Source organism: Mycobacterium asiaticum, from assembly GCF_001673315.1.
Classification (GTDB): Bacteria; Actinomycetota; Actinomycetes; order Mycobacteriales; family Mycobacteriaceae; genus Mycobacterium; species Mycobacterium asiaticum_B.
On record NZ_LZLQ01000091.1, the window covers coordinates 12,429 to 33,362 of the forward strand.

Annotated in this window: 19 protein-coding genes and 1 pseudogene; 9 read left to right on the forward strand and 11 right to left on the reverse strand. The window is 64.8% G+C overall.

All coding sequences use genetic code 11. From position 1 onward, the window contains the following. Nucleotides 1–24 precede the first annotated feature (24 nt). Together A5636_RS14115 and A5636_RS14120 are read right to left on the reverse strand one after the other, a co-directional pair. Complete coding sequence (locus tag A5636_RS14115) at nt 25–2,133, reverse strand: S9 family peptidase (protein ID WP_065159265.1); 2,109 nt, start codon at nt 2,131–2,133, stop codon at nt 25–27. Next, entirely contained in the window at nt 2,130–3,023 is an 894-nt protein-coding gene (locus A5636_RS14120; protein WP_065159266.1) for a phosphoribosylaminoimidazolesuccinocarboxamide synthase, read from the reverse strand. Before A5636_RS14120 ends, A5636_RS14115 begins: the two co-directional genes overlap by 4 nt. 60 nt (nt 3,024–3,083) lie before the next feature. Between A5636_RS14120 and A5636_RS14125 the strand changes: the two genes are divergently transcribed. After that, complete coding sequence (locus A5636_RS14125; protein WP_065159267.1) at nt 3,084–3,707, forward strand: hypothetical protein; 624 nt, start codon at nt 3,084–3,086, stop codon at nt 3,705–3,707. On the opposite strand, the gene A5636_RS14130 is transcribed toward A5636_RS14125, so the two are convergent. The 4 genes and pseudogenes from A5636_RS14130 to A5636_RS14145 form a co-directional block, all read right to left on the reverse strand. Next, the gene (locus A5636_RS14130) at nt 3,704–4,684 is read right to left on the reverse strand and encodes a tellurite resistance/C4-dicarboxylate transporter family protein (protein ID WP_065159268.1); all 981 of its coding nucleotides are present in this window, start codon (nt 4,682–4,684) and stop codon (nt 3,704–3,706) included. The genes A5636_RS14125 and A5636_RS14130 overlap by 4 nt on opposite strands. Beyond that, nucleotides 4,684–5,937, reverse strand: coding sequence for a cytochrome P450 (locus tag A5636_RS14135; protein WP_065159269.1), 1,254 nt, complete (start codon nt 5,935–5,937; stop codon nt 4,684–4,686). The genes A5636_RS14130 and A5636_RS14135 overlap by 1 nt, the downstream gene beginning before the upstream one ends. After that, entirely contained in the window at nt 5,934–7,352 is a 1,419-nt protein-coding gene (gene purB / locus A5636_RS14140; RefSeq protein ID WP_065159270.1) for an adenylosuccinate lyase, read from the reverse strand. Before purB ends, A5636_RS14135 begins: the two co-directional genes overlap by 4 nt. A gap of 119 nt (nt 7,353–7,471) precedes the next feature. Next, nucleotides 7,472–8,074, reverse strand: a pseudogene (locus A5636_RS14145) (TetR/AcrR family transcriptional regulator); the annotation flags it as partial. A gap of 55 nt (nt 8,075–8,129) precedes the next feature. Between A5636_RS14145 and A5636_RS14150 the strand changes: the two are divergent. Together A5636_RS14150 and ggt are read left to right on the forward strand one after the other, a co-directional pair. Beyond that, nucleotides 8,130–9,041, forward strand: a complete 912-nt coding sequence (locus A5636_RS14150) for an alpha/beta hydrolase-fold protein (RefSeq protein WP_065159271.1) — start codon at nt 8,130–8,132, stop codon at nt 9,039–9,041. A gap of 322 nt (nt 9,042–9,363) precedes the next feature. After that, nucleotides 9,364–10,947, forward strand: coding sequence for a gamma-glutamyltransferase (gene ggt / locus A5636_RS14155; protein ID WP_065159272.1), 1,584 nt, complete (start codon nt 9,364–9,366; stop codon nt 10,945–10,947). Here the strand turns inward: ggt and purD are convergent. From purD to A5636_RS14180, 5 genes are all read right to left on the reverse strand, one after another. Next, a complete protein-coding gene (purD, locus tag A5636_RS14160; RefSeq protein WP_065159273.1) occupies nt 10,944–12,212 on the reverse strand; it encodes a phosphoribosylamine--glycine ligase in 1,269 nt (422 codons plus the stop codon). The two genes, ggt and purD, sit on opposite strands and share 4 nt — an antisense overlap. A 34-nt stretch (nt 12,213–12,246) precedes the next feature. Next, nucleotides 12,247–12,675, reverse strand: a complete 429-nt coding sequence (locus tag A5636_RS14165; RefSeq protein WP_065159274.1) for a carboxymuconolactone decarboxylase family protein — start codon at nt 12,673–12,675, stop codon at nt 12,247–12,249. Beyond that, nucleotides 12,675–13,544 carry an NAD(P)-dependent oxidoreductase gene (locus A5636_RS14170; protein WP_065159275.1) on the reverse strand — a complete coding sequence of 290 codons (870 nt, stop codon included), beginning with the start codon at nt 13,542–13,544 and terminating at the stop codon, nt 12,675–12,677. The genes A5636_RS14165 and A5636_RS14170 overlap by 1 nt, the downstream gene beginning before the upstream one ends. Before the next feature lie 152 nt (nt 13,545–13,696). Beyond that, the gene (locus A5636_RS14175; protein ID WP_065159276.1) at nt 13,697–14,449 is read right to left on the reverse strand and encodes an SDR family oxidoreductase; all 753 of its coding nucleotides are present in this window, start codon (nt 14,447–14,449) and stop codon (nt 13,697–13,699) included. A 13-nt stretch (nt 14,450–14,462) separates the two neighbouring features. Next, nucleotides 14,463–15,932 (reverse strand): aldehyde dehydrogenase, encoded by a 1,470-nt coding sequence (locus A5636_RS14180; protein ID WP_065159293.1) that lies wholly within the window; start codon nt 15,930–15,932, stop codon nt 14,463–14,465. A 183-nt stretch (nt 15,933–16,115) separates the two neighbouring features. On the opposite strand from A5636_RS14180, the gene A5636_RS14185 reads away from it, so the two are divergent. The 6 genes from A5636_RS14185 to A5636_RS14210 are packed head-to-tail and all read left to right on the forward strand — an operon-like array spanning nt 16,116 to nt 20,918. After that, complete coding sequence (locus A5636_RS14185) at nt 16,116–16,760, forward strand: TetR/AcrR family transcriptional regulator (RefSeq protein ID WP_065159277.1); 645 nt, start codon at nt 16,116–16,118, stop codon at nt 16,758–16,760. After that, the gene (locus tag A5636_RS14190) at nt 16,757–17,971 is read left to right on the forward strand and encodes a cytochrome P450 (protein ID WP_065159278.1); all 1,215 of its coding nucleotides are present in this window, start codon (nt 16,757–16,759) and stop codon (nt 17,969–17,971) included. The genes A5636_RS14185 and A5636_RS14190 overlap by 4 nt, the downstream gene beginning before the upstream one ends. Further along, entirely contained in the window at nt 17,972–18,799 is an 828-nt protein-coding gene (locus A5636_RS14195) for an SDR family oxidoreductase (protein ID WP_065159279.1), read from the forward strand. Further along, nucleotides 18,796–20,148, forward strand: a complete 1,353-nt coding sequence (locus A5636_RS14200) for a cytochrome P450 (protein ID WP_065159280.1) — start codon at nt 18,796–18,798, stop codon at nt 20,146–20,148. The genes A5636_RS14195 and A5636_RS14200 overlap by 4 nt, the downstream gene beginning before the upstream one ends. A gap of 12 nt (nt 20,149–20,160) precedes the next feature. Continuing rightward, complete coding sequence (locus A5636_RS14205) at nt 20,161–20,367, forward strand: ferredoxin (RefSeq protein WP_155763817.1); 207 nt, start codon at nt 20,161–20,163, stop codon at nt 20,365–20,367. Nucleotides 20,368–20,372: 5 nt separating this feature from the next. Next, complete coding sequence (locus tag A5636_RS14210; RefSeq protein ID WP_065159282.1) at nt 20,373–20,918, forward strand: hypothetical protein; 546 nt, start codon at nt 20,373–20,375, stop codon at nt 20,916–20,918. The last annotated feature ends 16 nt before the right edge of the window (nt 20,919–20,934 follow it).

Sequence of the window (20,934 nt, forward strand, 5' to 3'; positions counted from 1 at the left end):
CAACCGGGGCGAGACTTGACCGCGCTAATCTTGCCCGGCGCCAGCGGTGTCCAGCAGCCATGAGTACTGGAAGGCGGTTTCCTTCCAGCGCTCGTAGCGGCCGCTGATCCCGCCGTGACCGGCGTTCATCTGGGTCTTCAGCAACACCGGATTACCGTCAGTGTTCGCGTGCCGCAACGCTGCAACCCACTTCGCCGGTTCGACGTAATAGACCCGAGCGTCGTTCAAAGACGTCATCGCCAAGATGGCCGGGTACTTCCGGTCAGCGACGTTCTCATACGGCGAATAAGACTTCATGTAAGCGTAGACATCACTGTCGCTCAACGGGTTTCCCCACTCGTCCCATTCGGTGACGGTCAATGGCAAGGTCGGGTCGAGGATGGTGGTCAACGGGTCGACGAACGGCACCTGTGCCAGTATTCCGGCGAACAGCTCCGGTGCCATGTTGGCCACCGCGCCCACCAGCAGGCCGCCGGCGCTGCCGCCGAGAGCGACCAGATGTTCTGGTCGGGTCAGCCCGGTGTCGATGAGATGCCTTGCGACCGCGATGAAGTCGGTGAAGGAGTTCTTCTTCTCCAACAGCTTGCCGTGCTCGTACCACAGACGGCCCATCTCGCCGCCACCGCGGACATGGGCGGTGACGAACACCATGCCACGGTCCAGCAGTGACAACCGCGCAATTGAGAACCGCGGATCTTCACAGATCTCATAGGCGCCGTATCCGTACACCAGCACCGGAGCGGGGAAGTCAATACCTGCCTTGTGCACGATCGAAATCGGCACCCGGGCACCGTCTTCCGCCTGCGCCCAATCGCGGCGCTCGACATAGTCCTCGCGCCGGTAGCCGCCGAGCACCGGCTGCTCTTTCAAGAGGGTGCGCTCCCCCGTCACCAGATCGAGGTCGTAGACCCGCACCGGAGTGACGAACGATCCCGCGCCCACCCGCAGTTTGACTGGGTCCCAGTTCGGGTTGGCACCCAGCCCCGCGGACATCAGCTCAGTGTCGAACGTGATTTCTTCCGGCTCGCCATACTCGCCATCAGAACTCAACGGCCACAATTGAATCCGCGGCAACGCCTCGCGTCGATAGCTGACTACCAGGTGATTGGCAAAGGCATCCACGCCGTCCAGCCGGACGTCGTCGCGAGGCGGGATAAGCACCCGCTGTTGCGTGGGCGTGCCGACCGGAGCTTCCACCAGCGTGAAGTTCACCGCTCCGTCGTTGTGCAGGATCAGGAATCGGTCCTGCCCGGCGTGCACCGCATGCTCCACCGAGTATTCGACACCTTCCCGGCGGGGCAGCACCACAGTGAACTCGGCGTCGGAGTCGGTGGCGTCAGCGTAACGGACTTCCGAAGTGATCGATGATCCCGCCCCGATCAGCACGTAGGCGTCGCTGCGGGTGCGTCCCACCCCGAGCCAGAAGCGTTCGTCCGGTTCGTGATACACCCGCTCGGACGATCCGCCCGAGCCCAGTCGATAACGCCAGACCGTATCCGGACGCCACGCTTCGTCCACGGTGATGTAATAGACGGTGCGGTTGTCGGCCGCCCAGGTCGCGCCCGCGCCAATGCCGGCGATCTCGTCTGGATACCGTTCTCCGGTGCGTAAGTCCTTGAATCGCAGTGTGTATCGCTCGTCACCCACTACATCGACGGAGTATGCCAACAGATTCGCGTCGAGACTGACGGCGGCGGCGCCCAACGCGAAGAAGTCGTGGCCTTCGGCTTCGACGTTCTCGTCGAGCAAAACCTGTTCACCGGGAATCTCGGTGTGTTCGGCGAAGCGAGGCGGGTTCCAGTCGCCGGGATCGGCAACCGGACAACGGCACATTACCCCGTACTGCTTCCCCTCGAAGGTACGGACGTAATACCACCAGTCGCCGCGCCGGGTCGGCACTGACAGGTCGGTCTCTTTCGTGCGAGCCTTGATTTCGTCGAAGATCTTCTGACGCAACGGTTCCAGATGCGCCGTCAGCTGGTCGGAGTAGTCGTTCTCGGCCTCAAGGTAGGCGATGACTTCGGGGTTGTCCTTCTGCCGCAACCACTCGTAGGGGTCGATGAACACGTCGCCATGGTGCTCCCGTCGGGTATCCACCCGCTTGGCCTCCGGCGGCACGAGGTTGTCGGTCATGCTCGCGGGCCGATCCAGTCGTCGAAACTCAGACCCGAGATCCACTCGTAGGCATCGATGTAACGCCCGCGCGTGGCATCAACGATGTCGTCGGGCAACGGCGGCGGCGATTGACTGCCGTGGCGGTCCCAGCCCGAAGCCGGGCTGGTGAGCCAGTTGCGCACGAACTGCTTGTCAAAGCTCGTCTGCACCACACCGGGCCGGTATTCGTCGGCCGGCCAATACCGCGAGGAGTCCGGCGTGAAGATCTCGTCAGCCAGCACCAGCTGCCCGTCGCGGTCGGTACCAAACTCAAACTTGGTGTCGGCGATGATGATTCCCTTCCTCAGGGCGTGGTCGGCGGCCTGCACATAGATCTGCAAGGTGTGCTCGCGCAACTGGTCGGCACGCTCTTCGCCGACCATCTCCGTCACCCGGTCGAACGAGATGTTCTCGTCGTGGTCGCCCAGTTCGGCTTTGGTGGCCGGGGTGAACAGCGGTGTCTCGAACTTGCTGGCTTCGACCAACCCAGGCGGCAACGCAATGCCGCAGACTTTTCCGGTCGCCTGATAGTCCAGCAGTCCCGACCCGGTCAAATACCCACGGGCCACGCATTCCACGGGAAGCATGTCCAGTTGCTGCACCACCAGCGCGCGACCAAGCACTTCCTCCGGGATACGGGGATCGTCGGGTGGTCCGGCCAGGTGGTTGGGAGCGTCCACGAGACCGAAGAAGAACACGCTCATCGCGGTCAGAATGCGGCCCTTATCCGGGATCGTGCTGTCCAGGATGTAGTCGTACGCCGAGATCCGGTCGCTGGCGACCAGCAGCAGGTGGCTGTCGTCGACGCGGTATATCTCGCGAACTTTGCCGCTGGCCACATGCTGGTAATCGGACAATGCGGGTCGCATCGCGTCAGCCTATCGGGCAAGCCAACACCATTTCGCTGCCAGCTGTGCTGGTATCGGTATATGACCCGGTTCTTGCCTTACTCGACCCGACCCGTCCGCCTGTTCGGCCAACTGATGAGCGACATCACCATCTCGCTGTGGACGGTGATCTGGGTGTTCGTCGGTCTGGCGGTGCACGACGCTATCGCGACAATTGCTGAGGCCGGACGGCAAGTGGAAGAAGGCTCGAAAGGGGTGGCGGGCAACTTGGCGTCGGCGGGGCGGAGCGCCGACAACATTCCGTTGCTGGGTGACGCGCTCAGCAAGCCGCTGACCGCAGCCAGCGACGCGGCGCTGGACATCGCCGGCGCCGGGCACAATCTAGACACCACGGCTAGCTGGCTGGCGTGGGTGCTGGCGCTGGCAGTCGCACTGCCGCCGATCCTTGCGGTGACCGTGCCCTGGTTGTACCTGCGGCTGCGGTTCTTCCGGCGCAAGCTGACCGTGACCGCGTTGGCCGGCACCGCGGCCGGCCAACAACTACTGGCGCTGCGGGCCCTGGCCAACCGGTCGCCGGCGAAACTCGCGGCCGTCAGCGCCGATCCGGTGGGCGGATGGCGCTACGAGGACCCCCACGTGATTCGGGCGCTGGCCGCCTTGGAACTGCGCGCGGCCGGCATCAGGCTGCGCGCGGCGGAAGCCTAGCTACGGGCGACGAATTCGCGTCGCAGCCACAACAACCCGGCAGCAGCTACCATCACCCAGGCTGTCGAGGCGATCCAGAAGAAGACCAGAGAAACCGTGCCCAGCACTGGCCGGCCGAGTTCGGCGGCGGTGGCCGCCGTCGCCACGGCGTACATGCCCAGCGGGAAGACCATGGCCCACCACACGCCGGCGAAGCGCAGCAGCGCAGGCCGACGCTGGATCCGTCGCAACCCGAAAAAAATCAGCAACGGTATCCAGCAGGTGGCCAACACCCAGGTCAGCACCGTCACGGTGCGCACCGTCGGAGCCAGCCACCCGGACGCCAAGGCGTGGATGTTGTCACCCGCGAGCGTGGCAATAGCCAAGCCGCCCATCAGAATCCACGCATCCGGTTCTATTCCGTCTTGGTCCTGCCGCTGGTGGACCGCCCGCCACAGGATCAGTCCGGTCATCAGCCCGTAGATACCCAAGCCGATCACCCACACCGGTACCGCGACCATGAACCAGCTGCGCGCAACGGTATGCCGCGACACCTCGGTGGCCACGATCGCCATACCGCAGGTGCCGACACTGCCCAGTTCCCATGCGCCGTGCGCGCGGTCCCGCAGCACCGTCCAACTGTTCGCCGCCATATTCCGTGCGGTGAGAATGGCCAGCAGCAGCCAGGAAACCAGCGCCGTCACACCCAGCGTCAGCACCACCCCATGGACATTCGCCAGTCGGCTGTCCAGCACCGCGCACGAGGCAACAAAGGTGAACAGCCGCAGGGTCACGTCGGGATCCCTGAGATCCCAGGCTGGTCTGGTCACCGCAACCAGCAGCACCAGCACCACGAGGCCCACGGTGGCCAGCACGCCGAGGGTTTCGCTCAGCCTGGTGTAGTGATGCCGCTGCGCGGCAACCGACAGGATTCCGGTCGTCATCACGACGGCGAAGACATCCGGCGACGGCGCGATACGGCCGAGCTGAACAGCCACTAACCCGCGTGGAGTTCCACGACCAGGTGCCGGATTCCGGTGTGGCGGTTGCTGCGTGTCCATTCCACAGGCTCCACCAGTCGCACAGTGCCGAACCGCGACAGCAGCTCCTCGTACAACACCCGCAGCTCCAGCCGGGCCAGGTTTGCGCCGAGGCAGTAGTGCACACCCTGACCGAAGCCCAAGTGCGGATTAGGCTTTCGAGTGATGTCGAAAGCGCCTGCGTGGTCGAACACATTCTCGTCGCGGTTGGCTGAACCTTCCCAGATCTGTACTTTCTGTCCTGCTTCGATTTTTAGTCCACCGAGCGTGACATCGCGGGTCGCCGTGCGCCGCTTGGACGGCGACGGCGAGGTCCACCGGATGATTTCCTCGACCGCCGTCGGCAGCATATCGAGATCGCTGCGCAGCGTACGCATTTGGTCAGGATGATCGGCGAGCGCCAGGAGTCCGCCTCCGACGGCATTGCGTGTGGTCTCCGCGCCGGCACTGAAGAGCAGGCTGAAGAACAGGTACACCTCGAGATCAGACAGTGCCGCCCCGTCGGCCTCGTCGAGCATTGCGTTGGCGACGACCGACAACATGTCGTCGGTCGGCTCGGCGCGTTTGGCCGCGATCAGTTCCTGCCCGTAGTTGTACATCCGCGACCCGGCCTCTTCGACGGACAACTGCGACAGCTGCGATAATGTGGCTTTGCGGGAACCGCCGAAATCGAACTGCGGCTCGATAGCCTCGAACAGCCAATGCCGTTCGGACTCAGGCACTCCCAGCAGAATGCAGATCATCTGCATAGGCAGTTCGGCGGCGACGTCGACCAGGAAGTCGAACGGCTCACCGGGCACCACGTCATCCAGTAGCCGGCGCGCCCGAGACCTCAGGTCGTCCTCGACACGACGGATCATCCGGGGCGTCAGACCGGAGCTCACCAACCGCCGGATCTGGGAATGTCGCGGATCATCCATCATGTTGAGCACCTGACCGGCGATGGCCAGGTCCTGCAGCAAGGTGCCACCGAAGGGTCGATCACCACCGGTCACTGACGAATACGTCACCGGATCACGAAGCACCTCAAGGGTTTCCGGATACGTCGCTACCGACCAGAACCCTTCGCCGTCGGGAGTGTTGTCGGTAGGTTCGTGCCAGAATACGGGCGCCTCACGCCGATGAACGGCGAACAGTTCATGCGGGAAGCCGTCGGCGAAATTGTCCAGGTCGGTGAAGTCGATCCCGGCCAAAGCGCCGGCGAGCGTCACAGAATCGCCCCCGGCGTGTATTTGGCCGCGGCTGGGTAGCGGCTCACCAACTCGTTCACCAGACCGGCGACCTCGTCGACCTGGTCGCCGGCCGCGCCGGTGAATGCTTTCTTGTCCGCCAGTGCGGCATCGAGGGCCGCCCGGTCCAGGGGCAGGCGCGGATCGGCGGCCAACCGCTCCAGCAGGTCCGGCTCGGCGCCGCGCTCCCGCATGGCCAGCGCCGTGGCCACCGCGTGCTCGCGGATCACGTGGTGCGCAGACTCGCGGCCCATCCCCGCGCGCACCGCCGCGATCAACACCTTGGTGGTGGCCAGGAACGGCAGATAGCGGCTGAGTTCACGCTGGATCACCGCCGGGTAGGCGCCGAATTCGTCAAGCACCGTCAGGAACGTCTCGATCTGCCCATCGATGGCAAAGAAGCTGTCCGGCAATGCAACCCGTCGCACCACGGAGCAGAACACATCGCCCTCGTTCCACTGGGCACCGGCCAACTCGGCAGCCATCGAGGCATAGCCGCGCAGCACCACCTGCAGTCCATTTACCCGCTCACAACTGCGAGTGTTCATCTTGTGCGGCATCGCCGACGAGCCGACCTGCCCTGCCGCGAATCCTTCGGTGACCAGCTCGTGCCCGGCCATCAAGCGGATAGTGTGCGCCAGCGATGACGGTCCCGCCCCCAATTGCACCAGCGCCGAGACAACGTCGTGGTCCAGGGAACGCGGATACACCTGCCCGACGCTGTTCAAAACGTTTGCAAAGCCCAGAAATTCGGCGACGCGGCGTTCCAGCTGAGCCAGCTTGGCCGCATCCCCGTCCAGCAGGTCCAGCATGTCCTGGGCCGTTCCCATCGGACCCTTGATGCCCCGTAACGGGTAGCGGTCGATCAGCTCCCGGAGCCTGGTCAACGCGATCAAGGTCTCCTGCGCGGCCGAGGCGAACCGCTTGCCCAATGTGGTCGCCTGCGCCGCGACATTGTGACTGCGCCCAGCCATCACCAGATCCCGGTAGCTGACCGCCCGCTCGGCCAGCCGTGCCGCCACCGCCACCCCGTGCGAGAAGACCAGCTCCAGGGATTGCCGGATCTGCAGCTGCTCCACATTCTCGGTCAAGTCGCGGCTCGTCATCCCCTTGTGCACCTGCTCGTGGCCGGCGAGCGCGTTGAATTCCTCGATGCGCGCCTTGACGTCGTGGCGCAACACTCGTTCCCGGGCCGCGATGGAGGCCAGGTCCACGTGGTCGAGGACACGTTCGTAATCGGCGATCGCTGCGGCGGGAACATCGATACCGAGTTGCGCCTGCGCTCGCAGCACCGCCAGCCACAGCCGTCGCTCGGCGGCTACTTTGGCCTCGGGCGACCAGATGGCAGCCATCTCGGCGCTCGCATAGCGGGCGGCCAATACGTTCGGAATGCTCACTTGGCCATCACGAACACACAGCTTAGGCGTTGGCGTCGCGGCTACAGCTCTTCGGCGAGCGGCATCATCGGCACGCCGTCGTTATCTGCCGACGTGCTCACGATCCGCACCGCCGGCAGATCGACCGGGGCCAGCACATCGATCAGGTCGATCACAGTTGCCAGCGCGGCCGCCCGCGGGTCACGCCCCTCGACCAGGGCGGAGACTACCGAACCGTCGACGGCGCAAATCAGGGTGCACACCAGCTCGATCTGGACCGACCGTCCTGATCTCTCGATGGCCTCGGCGACCGCTTCCGCCCGCTGACGCAAGCTGCGCCGCATGCTCTCCCGCAGCGCGGGGAGCCGGGTACAGGCGATGTGCCGCTCATAACGCGAAATCAGCTGCTCCGCGAGCCCGGGCCCGGATACGTCCCCGACCAGCAGATCCACCAATACCTCGGCGGTGGTCTCAGGCCCCCGACGCCGCCGGGACAGTGCGTTGACCCGCGCTCGCAGCTGGGCCACCTCGATCATCCCGATGTGTTCGACCGCTCGAGCGATCAAGTCATCGAGCGAAGAGAAGTAATAGGTGGTTGACGCCAGTGGCAGGCCGGCCCGCCGGGCCACCGCCCGGTGGCGCACCGCTTCGAACCCGCCCTCACCGAGCAGCTCGGCGGCCGCGCTTACGAGCGCATACCGCCTACGTTCCCCTTTGGGAGTAACTGCTGCCGTCACGCCCACCCATGCTGCCAGTCAAAGTGGTACGGCGTTGCCATTTTCGTGAAACGAGCGTGGCATGATGACCGGCATGCCAGAAATCAGCCGTCGCGCCGTTCTGGGCCTCGGCGCCGCCGCGACATGCGGTGCAGTCGGCGCTTATGCCATCGACGTGCTGTTTCCCGCCCACCCCTCGCAGGCGGCGCCGACGCCATGGACTGGGACAAACGTTCCGTTGGCGCCGGCACGGCCGCTCGATCCGGTTCCGCCCGCGCAGGCCGCCCCGACGATGGTGACGGGCTCCTTTGCGTCCGCCGCGCGCGGTGGGATCTCGACCAACTGGGCGATCGCGCGACCGCCGGGCCAGACCAAAGCGCTGCGCCCCGTGATCGCCCTGCACGGCAAGGGCAACGACGCGTCCAGCGTGATGGCCGGCGGCGTCGAACAGGGTTTGGCGCAGGCCGTCAATGCCGGATTGCCGCCTTTCGCGGTGGTAGCCGTTGACGGCGGCGGCAGCTACTGGCACAAGCGGGCCTCTGGAGAGGACTCCGGGGCGATGGTCCTCAACGAGCTGATGCCGATCATGGACAGCCACGGTCTGGACACCTCACGGGTCGCTTTCCTGGGCTGGTCGATGGGCGGGTACGGCGCGTTGCTCCTCGGCGGCCGGCTCGGGGCCGGACGCACCGCGGCCATCTGCGCGGTGAGCCCCGCGCTGTGGACGTCCCCGGGTGCCGCCGCCCCGGGTGCGTTCGACGGGGCCGACGACTACGCGGCCAACTCGGTCTGGGGAATGCCCGCCCTGGCATCCATCCCGATCAGGATCGACTGCGGCGACAGCGACCCGTTCTACTCCGCCACCAAGCAATTCATCGCCCAACTGCCCAACCCGCCGGCGGGCGGCTTTTCGCCGGGCGGTCACAACGGCGAATTCTGGAGCTCCCAGTTGCCGGCCGAATTGACCTGGATCGCGCCACTGCTGACGGCGTGATGCGAGGGGCGTCGCTAGCATCCCAAGCTGCGGACGGCGGGATTTGAGCGGTGGCGCTAGCGGCCGAAGCTGCGCTGACGGCGGGGTGCGAGCGGTGGCGCTAGCGGCCGAAACTGCGCTGACGGTATCGATACTGCGGTCAGTGCGTGTCGAGGGGTGGATGGGACGCCGCCATTGCAGTCCGAATCCCGTCATCGCAGTCTGGACCCCGTCATCGCAGTCCGGATCCCGTCATCGCAGTCCGGATGCCGTCATCGCAGTCTGGACGCCGTCATCGCAGTCTGGACGCCGCCATTGCAGGCTCGGCGCTACGCTCGCGGTCGTGAGCGCTACGTTCGGCTGGGACTTTCCGTATGCCTGGCCGCGCACACCCATCCTGGCCGCAAACGCGGTGTGCACGTCCCAGCCGCTGGCCGCTCAGGCCGGGCTGCAGATGCTCGCCGACGGAGGTAACGCCGTCGACGCCGCCATTGCCACCGCGATCACTCTCACGGTGGTCGAACCGGTGTCCAATGGCATCGGATCGGACGCTTTCGCGATCATCTGGGACGGGCAACAACTGCACGGCCTCAACGCATCCGGCCGCTCGCCCGCGGGGTGGACACCGCAATACTTCGGCGACACCGGCGTTCCCGCGTTCGGTTGGAACTCCGTGACCGTGCCTGGTGCGGTGTCGGCCTGGTCCGAACTGCACCAAAGGTTCGGCCGGTTACCGTTCGAACGACTCTTCGCGCCCGCGATCACCTACGGTCGCAACGGTTTTCTGGTCTCTCCGCGAGTGGCCACCCAATGGGCTGCTCAAGCTCCGGTCTTTGCGAACCAACCGGGATTCGCCGAGACGTTTCTTCCTGGCGGGCGGTCGCCGAGACCCGGTGAGCTGTGCGTCTTGCCCGACCACGCCGCCAGTCTGGAACAGATCGCGGCCACCGGAGGCGAGGTCTTCTACCGCGGTGAGTTGGCCGAAAAGCTCGAGGCGCATGCCCTCGCCAACGGCGGCGTGCTGCGGGCCGAAGATCTCGCCGACCACCGAGCCGACTGGGTCGGCACCATCAGCGCTAACTACCGTGGCTATACCGTCCACGAGATTCCGCCCAACGGCCAGGGCATCGTGGCGCTGATCGCGCTAGGGATCCTCGAGCACTTCGACATGTCCTCCTGGCCAGTCGATTCCGCCGACAGCGTGCACGTGCAGGTCGAGGCGCTGAAGTTGGCTTTCGCTGACGCGCAGGCTCACCTGGGCGATATCGAGCACATGACCGTCAAAACCGAGCACTTGTTGGACCGGGCCTATCTGAAGCAGCGCGCGGCGCTGATCGATATACGACAGGCACGTCCGGTATCAGCCGGAACACCCCGGGGCGGCACGGTTTATCTGACAGCCGCCGACGCGTCGGGCCTGATGGTGTCGATGATTCAGTCCAATTACATGGGCTTCGGCTCGGGCGTGGTGGTGCCGGGCACCGGTATCGCAATGCAGAACCGCGGTGCCGATTTCGTTGTGACGCCGGAACATCCGAACCGGGTCGGTCCCAGAAAGCGGCCCCGGCACACGATCATCCCGGGCTTCGTGACCAAGGGCGGTGCCCCGGTGATGAGTTTTGGTGTGATGGGCGGGCCTATGCAACCACAGGGCCACGTACAGGTGCTGGTGCGCATAGCCGACTACGGCCAGAATCCGCAGGCGGCATGCGATGGTCCGCGGTTCCGCTGGGTGCACGGCATGCAGGTCAGTTGCGAAAAGGGATTTCCGCCAGCCACGCTCGAGGGGTTGCGTGAGCGGGGACACGAGTTGCTCACCGTGGACGATTACAACGCGTTCGGGAGTTGCCAGGCGATTTGGCGGCTCGAAGACGGTTACCTCGCGGTGAGCGATCCGCGCCGCGACGGGCAGGCCGCGGCGTTCTAGATGGTGATCTTCCCCTCGGCCGCGCGTTGCCCGATATCGGTGCGGAAGTGCCCGCCGGGCAACCGGATTGAACTCAGGATCTCATAAGCGCGCTGGCGGGCTTCGGCCAAATCCGACCCGGTGCCCACCACCGACACCACTCGGCCGCCGGAGGAGACAATCGCGCCGTCGTCACGTCGCGCGGTCCCAGCGTGCAAGACCCCTTCGGTCTCTGATCCGGTGATGACATCTCCGACCCGCGGGCGCCCGGGGTAGTTTTCGGCGGCCAGCACCACGGTGACCGCAGCACCGTCTCGCCATTGCAATTGATCGAATTCGGCGAGCGCGCCGGTGCCGGCGGCGTACAGCAACTGCCCGATGGGCGACTCCAACAGCGCGAGCACCGCCTGAGTCTCGGGATCACCGAAGCGACAATTGAATTCGACCACCGCCGGCCCATTCGACGTGATCGCCAGACCGGCATAGAGCAGCCCACAGAACGGGCTACCCCGCTGAACCAGCTCGGCGGCAACGGGTTCGACGATCCGACTCACGATGCCCTGATAAATGTCGTCGGGCAGCCACGGCACCGGGGCGTAAGCACCCATACCGCCGGTGTTGGGACCTGCGTCCCCGTCGCCGACCCGCTTGAAATCCTGCGCGGCGAGCAGCGGGACCACGGTAGAGCCGTCGACCACGCAGAATAAGGAGACTTCAGGCCCGTCAAGGAAGGATTCCAGCAGCACGGGGTGTCCCGATTCGAGCAGCCCTGCGGCATGCGAGCGGGCGGCATCGCGGTCCGCTGTCACCACCACCCCCTTGCCGGCTGCCAGTGAGTCGTCCTTGACCACCCAAGCCGGGTCCCCGGCCGGAGGGCCGAAACGCTCGAGGGCCGCGTCCAAATGGGCCGGATTGTCGACGATTTCGCTGGTTGCGGTCCGGACTCCGGCCGCGGCCATGACGTCCTTGGCGAATGCTTTGGACCCTTCGATGCGTGCGGCGTCCTTACCCGGACCGAAGCACACGAAACCGGCACCGCGCAGCGCGTCTGCCACTCCGAGCACCAGCGGCACTTCCGGACCGATGACCACCAGGTCGGCCTCGACCTTGCGCGCCAGGGCGATGACTTCGTCAGCGGAGGTGATGTCGACTTGGTACTGGTCGGCCAGGCGGCCGGTACCGGCGTTGCCGGGGGCCACGATCAAGCCGGTCACCTGCGGATCCCTGCTGAGCGCCAGCAGCAGGGCATGCTCACGGGCACCGGAGCCGATCACCAGGACGCGCACGACACGTCAGACTAGCCGTCCCGCGGTCGGCGGGTTACTTGCCCCTGTGCATGTTGACGGCGCCCTCGACGTTGGCCTTCTTGTCCTCGTCAGCGCCTTTGGCCGCGGCCTTCCGGCGCCTGGCCACGACGGTGTCCACCGCGCCGTTGAGCGCGGAGCCCAACGGGAAGCCGAGATAGTGGGTCAAAAAGACGGCCATCTCCTTTAGCTCGGTCTCGGAGAGTTCGCCGTTGAGCAGCGCGGCGTTGATCTGGATCTCGGCCAGATCCCGATTGCCGATCGCGGTCACCGCCGTCAGCGTCATGATTCGCTTGTCGCGCATCGACAAGCCCGGCCGGGTCCAGATGCTGCCGAACAGGTGATCGACGGTGAGGTCGAAGAATGCGTCGCCTTCGATGTTGGGCATCTCCCAGCCGTAGACCTCGTTCATCTTCTCAAGGCCCTTGCGCCGCTGCTCATCCATCAGGAGTCCTTTTGTTCGGAGTCTTCGTGTGGAATACCCAGGTACGCCGCGAAATGTTCACGCGCCAGCTGTGCCAGCGGGAGGTCGACCGACAGCGACTCGGCCAGCGCCAGAGCCAAACTCAGGTCTTTCTCCCCGAGAGCTCGGGTGTGCTGGAAAGGTCCGTACAAAAAGTGGTCGGGGGCGAGGTCCTTCGCGTCGCTGCGGTACATGATCGCCCCGGGCCCGCCGGTCAGCGCGTCGGTGTGGCGGACCACCTTGCCCAAGTCGTTGAGGTCCAACCCGGAAGCATCAGCGAGCCGCTGCGCCTCCCCCACCGCGGCGTACCCGACGAAGGTCAGCATGTTGCGGGCCAGCTTCATCCGGGTGCCCGCGCCGGGCCGGCCGGCATGGACCACCAACGAAGCCCATTGCGAGAAGGGCTCTTTCAGGCTGGTGAACACTTCGTCCTCGGCACCGACCATCACAGCAAGCTCACCCTTGGCGGCCGCACCTGCCCCGCCGCTGACCGGGGCGTCGGCGATGTGAATGCCCTGTGGCTTGAGCTGATCGGACAGTTCCACGGCGGTGCCGTCGCTGATCGTGGAGTGAATCACGATGATGGTGCCTGGCTTGGCGCGGGAGGCCAGGCCACCCTCGCCGGTGATGACGTCACGCACCTGCGCATCGTCGAAGACGGTGATCTGGATTATGTCCGCCTCACCAACCTCGGCGACACTGGCGGCCGCGGTGGCACCCCCTTCGACAAAGGGGGCCAGAGCCTCGGTGCGCACATCGAACACCGTTAACCCGCCGGGCCAATCGAGGAGCCGCTTCGCCATGGGCGCACCCTGGTTGCCCAGCCCGATGTATCCGAGTTTCGGACTCATGCGCCACTCCTCCTCATCGCTTCGCTCTGCATCGTCGCCGGCGCGGACTCATGCGCCACTCCTCCTCATCGCTTCGCTCTGCATCGTCGCCGGCGCGGTCTCATGCGCCACTCCTCCTCATCGCTTCGCTCTGCATCGTCGCCGGCGCGGACTCATGCGCGGAAAATCTGTCCGCCGTCGACATTGAAGATCTGCCCGGTGATCCACGACGCCTCGTCGCTGAGCAGGAACAGACACATGCCAACCAGATCCTGGGGAGTGCCCAACCGCGACAGGGGCAGTCCTTTGACGATGTCGTCCACAATCTCTTTCGGAGTGGTGGTGCGGTTGGCCTCGGTGTCAATGGGACCGGGTGCGATGGCGTTGATCCGGATGTTCTGGCCGCCGAGTTCCCGCGAAAGTTGTTGCGTCAGACCGTTGATACCCACCTTGGCCAGACCGTAGTAATTGGCGTACAGGTACGCGGCGGTGGAGGACTGGTTGACGATTGCGCCGCCGCCGCGTTTGGCCATCTTCTTGTACACCGCGCGGGTGCACCACAACGCCCCGTCGAGATTCACACTCATGAACCGTTTGTAGTACTCGGGGTCCACCGTGAGCAGAAAGTCGATCTTCATGCCGCCGAAGATCGCGGCATTGTTGACGAGGTAGTCGATGGCACCGAACTCGGCCAGCGTCCGATCGGCCATCGCCTTGGCCGACATCGGATCCGACACGTCGACCGGAACACTGATAGCGGTGCCCCCGTCCGCGGTGATCTGCTTGGCCACCCCTTCGGCCGCCTCGGCGTTGATGTCGGCCACCACCACCGCTGCGCCCTCCCGGGCCAGCGCTTCGGCATAAGCTTGGCCAATGCCGCCACCGGATCCGGTGACGATCGCAACCTTGTCCTCGAATCGTGCCACGCTGCGCGCTCCCTCAGTTAGCTGCTGTCGCAATAAGTTTCGTCTCGAGGTACTCCTCGAAACCGGCCAGGCCCATCTCGCGGCCGTTGCCGGACTGCTTGTAACCGCCGAACGGCGCGTCGGCCGAATACCAGACGCCGCCGTTGACGTTGATGGTGCCGGCCCGGATGCGCGATGCGACCGCCGCGGCCCGGTCCGGGTCGGCGCCGTAGACCGTGCCGGACAAGCCATAAGGAGAATCGTTGGCAATGCGTATCGCATCCTCGTCGCCGTCGTGGGCGATGACCGCGAGTACCGGCCCGAAGATTTCCTCGCGAGCGACCTTGGCGTCGTTGCCCAGGCCCGCGATCACCGTCGGTTCGATGAAGAAGCCGACGTCCCTGCCCTCCGGACGGCCACCACCGCACGCGAAGGTGCCGCCCTCGGCGATCGCCGAATCGAGGTAACCCTGAACCCGATCCCGCTGCCGCGCCGAAATCAACGGACCACAGATGGTTCTGGGGTCGTTGGGATCGCCGGCTTTGATGCCCGACATGGTCGCAACCGCGATCGCCACAGCTTCGTCGTAGCGGTCCCGCGGCACCACCAGTCGGGTGGTGATGGCACATCCCTGCCCGGCGTGCATGCATACCGAGAACCCCGCCACGCCGACCGCACCACCGAGGTCGGCGTCATCCAGGACGACGAACGCGGACTTGCCGCCCAACTCCAGGAAGACCTTTTTGATGGTGGCCGCACCGTCGCTCATCACGCTGCGCCCGGTGGCAGTCGATCCGGTGAACGAAACCATGTCCACCCGTGGGTCTTTGGCCAAAAGAGCGCCCACACTGTGGTCGCTGGACGTCACGATGTTCACCACCCCCGGCGGGATGTCGGTGTGCTCGGCAATCAGTTCCCCGAGCACGGCCGCACACCACGGCGTATCGGGAGCGGGCTTCAACACGACGGTGTTGCCCGCCGCCAGTGCCGGGCCCAGTTTCGCCAGGTTGATCTGATGGGGGAAGTTCCAGGGCGTGATGGCGCCGACGACACCGACAGCTTCCCGGGCGATAGTGCGCTTGGTGGGAATGCCCATCGGCGCCGCCTGACCGAGATCCTGGTTCCACTCATAGGACTCGGCGGTGTCGGCAGCGAACGACAGATCGTTGACCGGGCCCTCCAACTGGGCCATGGCAGTCAGCATTCGGGGTGCGCCGACCTCGGTGATGGTGATCTCGCGCAGCTCTTCAATGTGCTCCTGCATGGCGGCACGGAGTTGGCGCACGCACCGGACCCGCAGTTCGGTGTTGCGCGACCAGTCCGTGTCGTCGAAAGCCCGCCGCGCGGCTTCGATGGCGCGTTCCATGTCCGAGGCATCGGCGTCCGCAGCGACGCCGAGCACCTCCTCGGTCGCCGGGTTGACCGTCGGGAAGGTGCCTGCCCGGCCGTCCGTCAACTTGCCGTCGATGAATAGGGCGCTAACGCCGTCGGCCAACAACGCCATTTCCAGCTCCAATCAGGTGGACAGCTGTCCGATATTGCTGGATCGAACCATAGCCTTCCGCCCATCGGCGGTGCAAGAGCCCAACCCGCCAACCCGCTGCCGAGCACTCGATATTTCCTCGTTAACGTGCTTATTCACCAACGGGACTTGCCTGACACGGCGGCCATACTCTAGCTTGGACATGTGTCCAGCGATGCACTGGTTACGGTGAATTCCGAGACGGAGCCCTCCCCCGCGCCCTCCCCCCCACAGCCGTCGCGCAACCGCCGCCAGGAAGAAACGTTCCGCAAGGTGCTCGCCGCCGGCATGGAGACATTGCGCGAGCACTCGTACGGCGACCTGACCGTCCGGATGGTGGCGGCTCGCGCCAAGGTGGCCCCCGCCACCGCGTACACCTACTTCTCGTCGAAGAACCATCTGATCGCCGAGGTGTACCTCGACCTGGTGCGGCAGGTGCCGTATTTCACCGACGTCAACGAACCCATGCCTAGCCGCGTGCATCGGGCGCTGCGGCATCTGGCATTGGTGGTAGCCGACGAACCGGAAGTTGGCGCGGCATGCACGGCGGCCCTGCTCGGAGGTGGGCCGGATCCCGCGGTGCGCGCGGTCCGCGAGCGAATCGGCGCCGAAATTCACCGCCGCATCGCCTCGGCCATCGGGCCCGGCGCGCAACCCGGTTGTGCAGCGGCGCTGCAGATGGCGTTCTTCGGGGCGCTCGTGCAAGCCGGTAGCGGCGAGTTGACCTATCACGAGATCGCCGACCGATTGGCCGATGTGGCGAGTCTGATCCTGTCCGGCGCTGAGCAGAGAGCCCGCGGTGACGAATGACCGTCCACGTCGGAGATCCCGAATTGATCCTGGATCCCTATAGTTACGACTTCCACGAAGACCCGTACCCGTACTACCGGCGGTTGCGGGACGAGGCGCCGTTGTACCGCAATGAGGCACTGGGGTTTTGGGCGGTGTCCCGGCACAGCGATGTGCACCAGGGTTTCCGTAACAGCACCACACTGTCCAACCGTGACGGCGTCTCGTTGGATCCGGTGTCCCGCGGTCCGCACGCGGCAAAGACGATGTCGTTCCTGGCGATGGACGACCCCGCGCATTTGCGGCTGCGCACCCTGGTGTCAAAAGGGTTCACCCCGCGCCGGATTCGTGAACTCGAGCCGCGGGTGACCGAACTCGCCGTGCAACACCTCGACGTCATGCTGCAGGCCGGCGACGGAACGGTCGACTATGTCGCCGAATTCGCCGGCAAGCTGCCGATGGACGTGATCTCTGAACTCATGGGTGTCCCCGTCGCCGACCGCGATCGCATCCGGGCGATGGCCGATGGGGTGATGCACCGCGAGGACGGGGTCAACGATGTGCCGGCATCCGCGATCGAAGCGTCGATCAACCTCATCGTCTACTACCAGGGAATGATTGAGGAGCGGCGCAAGAAGCTGACCGATGACCTGACATCGGCGTTGCTGGAAGCCGAGATCGACGGCGACCGGCTCACCGACGAGGAAGTCCTCGGATTCATGTTCCTGATGGTGATCGCCGGCAACGAGACCACCACTAAACTACTTGCAAATGCCGCCTTTTGGGGCCATCGCAATCCCGATCAGCTGACCCCGCTCTACGCAGACCTGTCCCGGATCCCGCTGTGGGTCGAGGAGACCCTGCGGTATGACACGTCCAGTCAGATCCTGGCCCGCACCGTCTCCGGCCCGCTCGAACTCTACGACACCACAATTCCCGAAGGTGACGTGCTGTTGCTGCTGCCTGGCTCTGCGCATCGTGACGAGCGGGTGTTCGACAACCCCGACGATTACGTCATCGGACGGGAGATCGGTTCCAAGTTACTTAGTTTCGGCAGCGGCGCCCACTTCTGCTTGGGCGCCCACCTGGCGCGGATGGAAGCACGGGTGGCGCTGACCGAACTGTTCAAGCGAATCCGCGGATATGAAGTGGACGAGGCCAACGCCGTCCGCGTCCACTCCAGCAATGTCCGCGGGTTCGCCCACCTACCGATCACCGTGGAGGCCAGGTAAATGCCCCGCTTCGACCCCCTGCCCGAACGGCGCCCCGCAATCGTGGCGGGTGCTTCGTCCGGTATCGGTGAGGCCACCGCTATCAGCCTTGCAGCGCGGGGCTTTCCGGTCGCCCTCGGGGCCCGCCGTGTCGCGAAACTCGACGACATTGTCGGAAAGATCAACGCCGACGGTGGCGAGGCGGTCGGCTTCCATCTCGACGTGACCGATCCGAACTCAGTGAAATCCTTTGTTGCACAATCGGTTGACGCTCTCGGCGAGATCGAGGTGCTGGTTGCCGGCGCAGGTGACACATATTTCGGCAAGCTCGCAGAAATCACCACCGACGAGTTCGAATCACAGCTACAGATCCACCTGGTCGGTGCCAACCGGCTTGCCGCGGCGGTGTTGCCGGGCATGCTGGATCGACAGCGCGGCGACCTCATCTTCGTGGGATCGGATGTGGCGCTGCGCCAGCGGCCGCACATGGGTGCATACGGAGCCGCCAAGGCGGCGCTGGTGGCAATGGTCACCAACTTCCAGATGGAACTCGAGGGCACCGGTGTCCGGGCCTCGATCGTGCACCCCGGTCCGACGAAGACCTCGATGGGTTGGAGTCTGCCTGCCGAAAAGATCGGTCCCGCTCTGGAGGATTGGGCGAAGTGGGGTCAGGCCCGACACGACTACTTTCTGCGCGCAGCGGACCTGGCGCGGGCCATCACATTCGTCGCCGAGACACCGCGCGGTGGGTTCATCGCAAACATGGAGCTCCAGCCCGAGGCTCCGCTGGCAACGGTCAAAGAGCGTCAGCAGCTGAAAGTCGATGAGAAAGCGTTGAATTCAGAATGACAACAGCGACGGTGCCCCGGGTTTCCGGCGGCGAGGAAGAACACGGCCACCTCGAAGAGTTCCGCACCGACCCGATCGGGTTGATGCAGCGGGTGCGTGACGAGTGCGGCGACGTCGGGTGGTTCCAACTCGCCGACAAGCACGTCATCTTGCTCTCTGGTGCCGGTGCCAACGAATTCTTCTTCCGTTCTGCCGATGAGGATCTCGACCAGGCCGCGGCCTACCCGTTCATGGCCCCGATATTCGGCAAGGGCGTGGTATTCGACGCCAGCCCGGAACGGCGCAAAGAGATGCTGCACAACTCGGCGTTGCGCGGTGAGCACATGAAGGGCCATGCCGCGACCATCGAAGGCGAAGTGAAGCGCATGGTCGCCGATTGGGGCGACGAAGGCGAAATCGATCTGCTGGACTTCTTCGCCGAGCTGACCATCTACACCTCGACGGCCTGTTTGATCGGACTGAAGTTCCGCAATCAGCTGGATTCCCGATTCGCGCACTACTATCACGAACTCGAGCGCGGCACTGATCCGCTGTGTTACGTCGACCCGTACCTGCCGATCGAAAGTTTCCAGCGGCGCGATCAGGCCCGTAAGGATCTGGTGGCGCTGGTCCAGGAGATCATGCACCAGCGGGTCGCCAACCCGCCCGAGGACAAGCGCGATCGCGACATGCTCGACGTGCTGGTCTCGATCAAGGACGAAGAGGGCAATCCGCGGTTCTCCGCCGACGAGGTCACCGGAATGTTCATCTCACTGATGTTCGCCGGGCATCACACCAGTTCCGGCACTTCGGCGTGGACATTGATCGAGCTGATCCGTCACCCCGAGGTCTACGCGGAAGTGCTCGCCGAACTCGAAGAGCTGTACGCCGATGGGCAGGAGGTGAGTTTCCATGCGCTGCGCCAGATTCCGAAGCTGGACAACGTGGTCAAAGAAACGCTCCGACTGCACCCTCCGTTGATCATCCTGATGCGCGTCGCGCAGGGCGAGTTCGAGGTCGAGGGCTTCCCAATTCACAACGGCGACTTCGTCGCCGCATCCCCGGCGATCTCCAACCGCATCCCGGAGGACTTTCCCGACCCCGATGCTTTCAACCCCGACCGCTACAACAAGCCCGAGCAGGCCGACATCGCCAACCGGTGGACCTGGATCCCGTTCGGTGCGGGTCGGCACCGTTGCGTCGGTGCCGCCTTCGCGACTATGCAGATCAAGGCGATCTTCTCGGTCCTGTTGCGGGAGTACGAATTCGAGATGGCCCAGCCGGCGGACAGCTATCGCAACGACCACTCGAAGATGGTGGTGCAGCTGGCCAGACCGGCCAAGGTCCGGTACCGCAAGCGCAACGTGTGAGGGTCAGGACTGATGGGATTTCGCATCGAGGTTGACATGGACCTGTGCCAGGGTCACGCCATGTGCGAACTGGAGGCACCGGACTACTTTCGCGTGCCCAAGCGGGGCAAGGTCGAGATCCTCGACCCCGAACCGCCCGAAGACGCCCGCGACGAGGTTGAGCGCGCGGTCGAAATGTGCCCCACTCAAGCACTATTGATCAAAGAGAAAGAAGACTGAAGACAATGGCGTCTTTCGAACGTGCAGAACTCGAGGCATGGGTGCAGTCCTGGCTGCAGGCCAACAAAGACTGCGAGAAAGCCGGCGATTGGAAGCCGCTGGCCGACTTTTACGCCCCCGAAGCCACCTATGGATGGAACATCGGCCCTAAAGAAGACGTGATGTGCGTGGGGATAGACGAGATCCGCGACGTTGCGCTGGGCTTGGAGATGGAGGGGCTGGAAAATTGGCAGTACCCGTACCAGAAGGTCCTGATCGACGACCAGCAGGGTGAAATCGTCGGCTTCTGGAAGCAGGTCGTGCTCGACGGTGACGGCGGTCGGCAGGAGATCTACGGCATCGGCGGCAGCTGGTTCCGGCTCAACACCGACAAGCTCATCGAGTGGCAGCGTGATTTCTTCGATTTCGGCCACGTACAAAAGCTCTACCTGGACCTGATGAAGTCCGGGAAGCTGTCGGCGGGCATGCAGAAAAGGATCGAACGCAGCCTGGCCGGGGAGAAATTGCCGGGCTACTACCCACTGGGTCAGGCGCCGGTGCCGATCTGGTGAGCGGCCCCCGGATGTC

Coding starts and splice junctions, on each gene's coding strand:
- A5636_RS14115 (WP_065159265.1), bottom strand. CDS start 2,133: ATGACCGACAACCTCGTGCCGCCGGAGGCCAAGCGGGTGGATACCCGA.
- A5636_RS14120 (WP_065159266.1), bottom strand. CDS start 3,023: ATGCGACCCGCATTGTCCGATTACCAGCATGTGGCCAGCGGCAAAGTT.
- A5636_RS14125 (WP_065159267.1), top strand. CDS start 3,084: ATGACCCGGTTCTTGCCTTACTCGACCCGACCCGTCCGCCTGTTCGGC.
- A5636_RS14150 (WP_065159271.1), top strand. CDS start 8,130: ATGATGACCGGCATGCCAGAAATCAGCCGTCGCGCCGTTCTGGGCCTC.
- A5636_RS14165 (WP_065159274.1), bottom strand. CDS start 12,675: ATGGATGAGCAGCGGCGCAAGGGCCTTGAGAAGATGAACGAGGTCTAC.
- A5636_RS14170 (WP_065159275.1), bottom strand. CDS start 13,544: ATGAGTCCGAAACTCGGATACATCGGGCTGGGCAACCAGGGTGCGCCC.
- A5636_RS14180 (WP_065159293.1), bottom strand. CDS start 15,932: ATGGCGTTGTTGGCCGACGGCGTTAGCGCCCTATTCATCGACGGCAAG.
- A5636_RS14190 (WP_065159278.1), top strand. CDS start 16,757: ATGACCGTCCACGTCGGAGATCCCGAATTGATCCTGGATCCCTATAGT.
- A5636_RS14195 (WP_065159279.1), top strand. CDS start 17,972: ATGCCCCGCTTCGACCCCCTGCCCGAACGGCGCCCCGCAATCGTGGCG.
- A5636_RS14200 (WP_065159280.1), top strand. CDS start 18,796: ATGACAACAGCGACGGTGCCCCGGGTTTCCGGCGGCGAGGAAGAACAC.
- A5636_RS14205 (WP_155763817.1), top strand. CDS start 20,161: ATGGGATTTCGCATCGAGGTTGACATGGACCTGTGCCAGGGTCACGCC.
- A5636_RS14210 (WP_065159282.1), top strand. CDS start 20,373: ATGGCGTCTTTCGAACGTGCAGAACTCGAGGCATGGGTGCAGTCCTGG.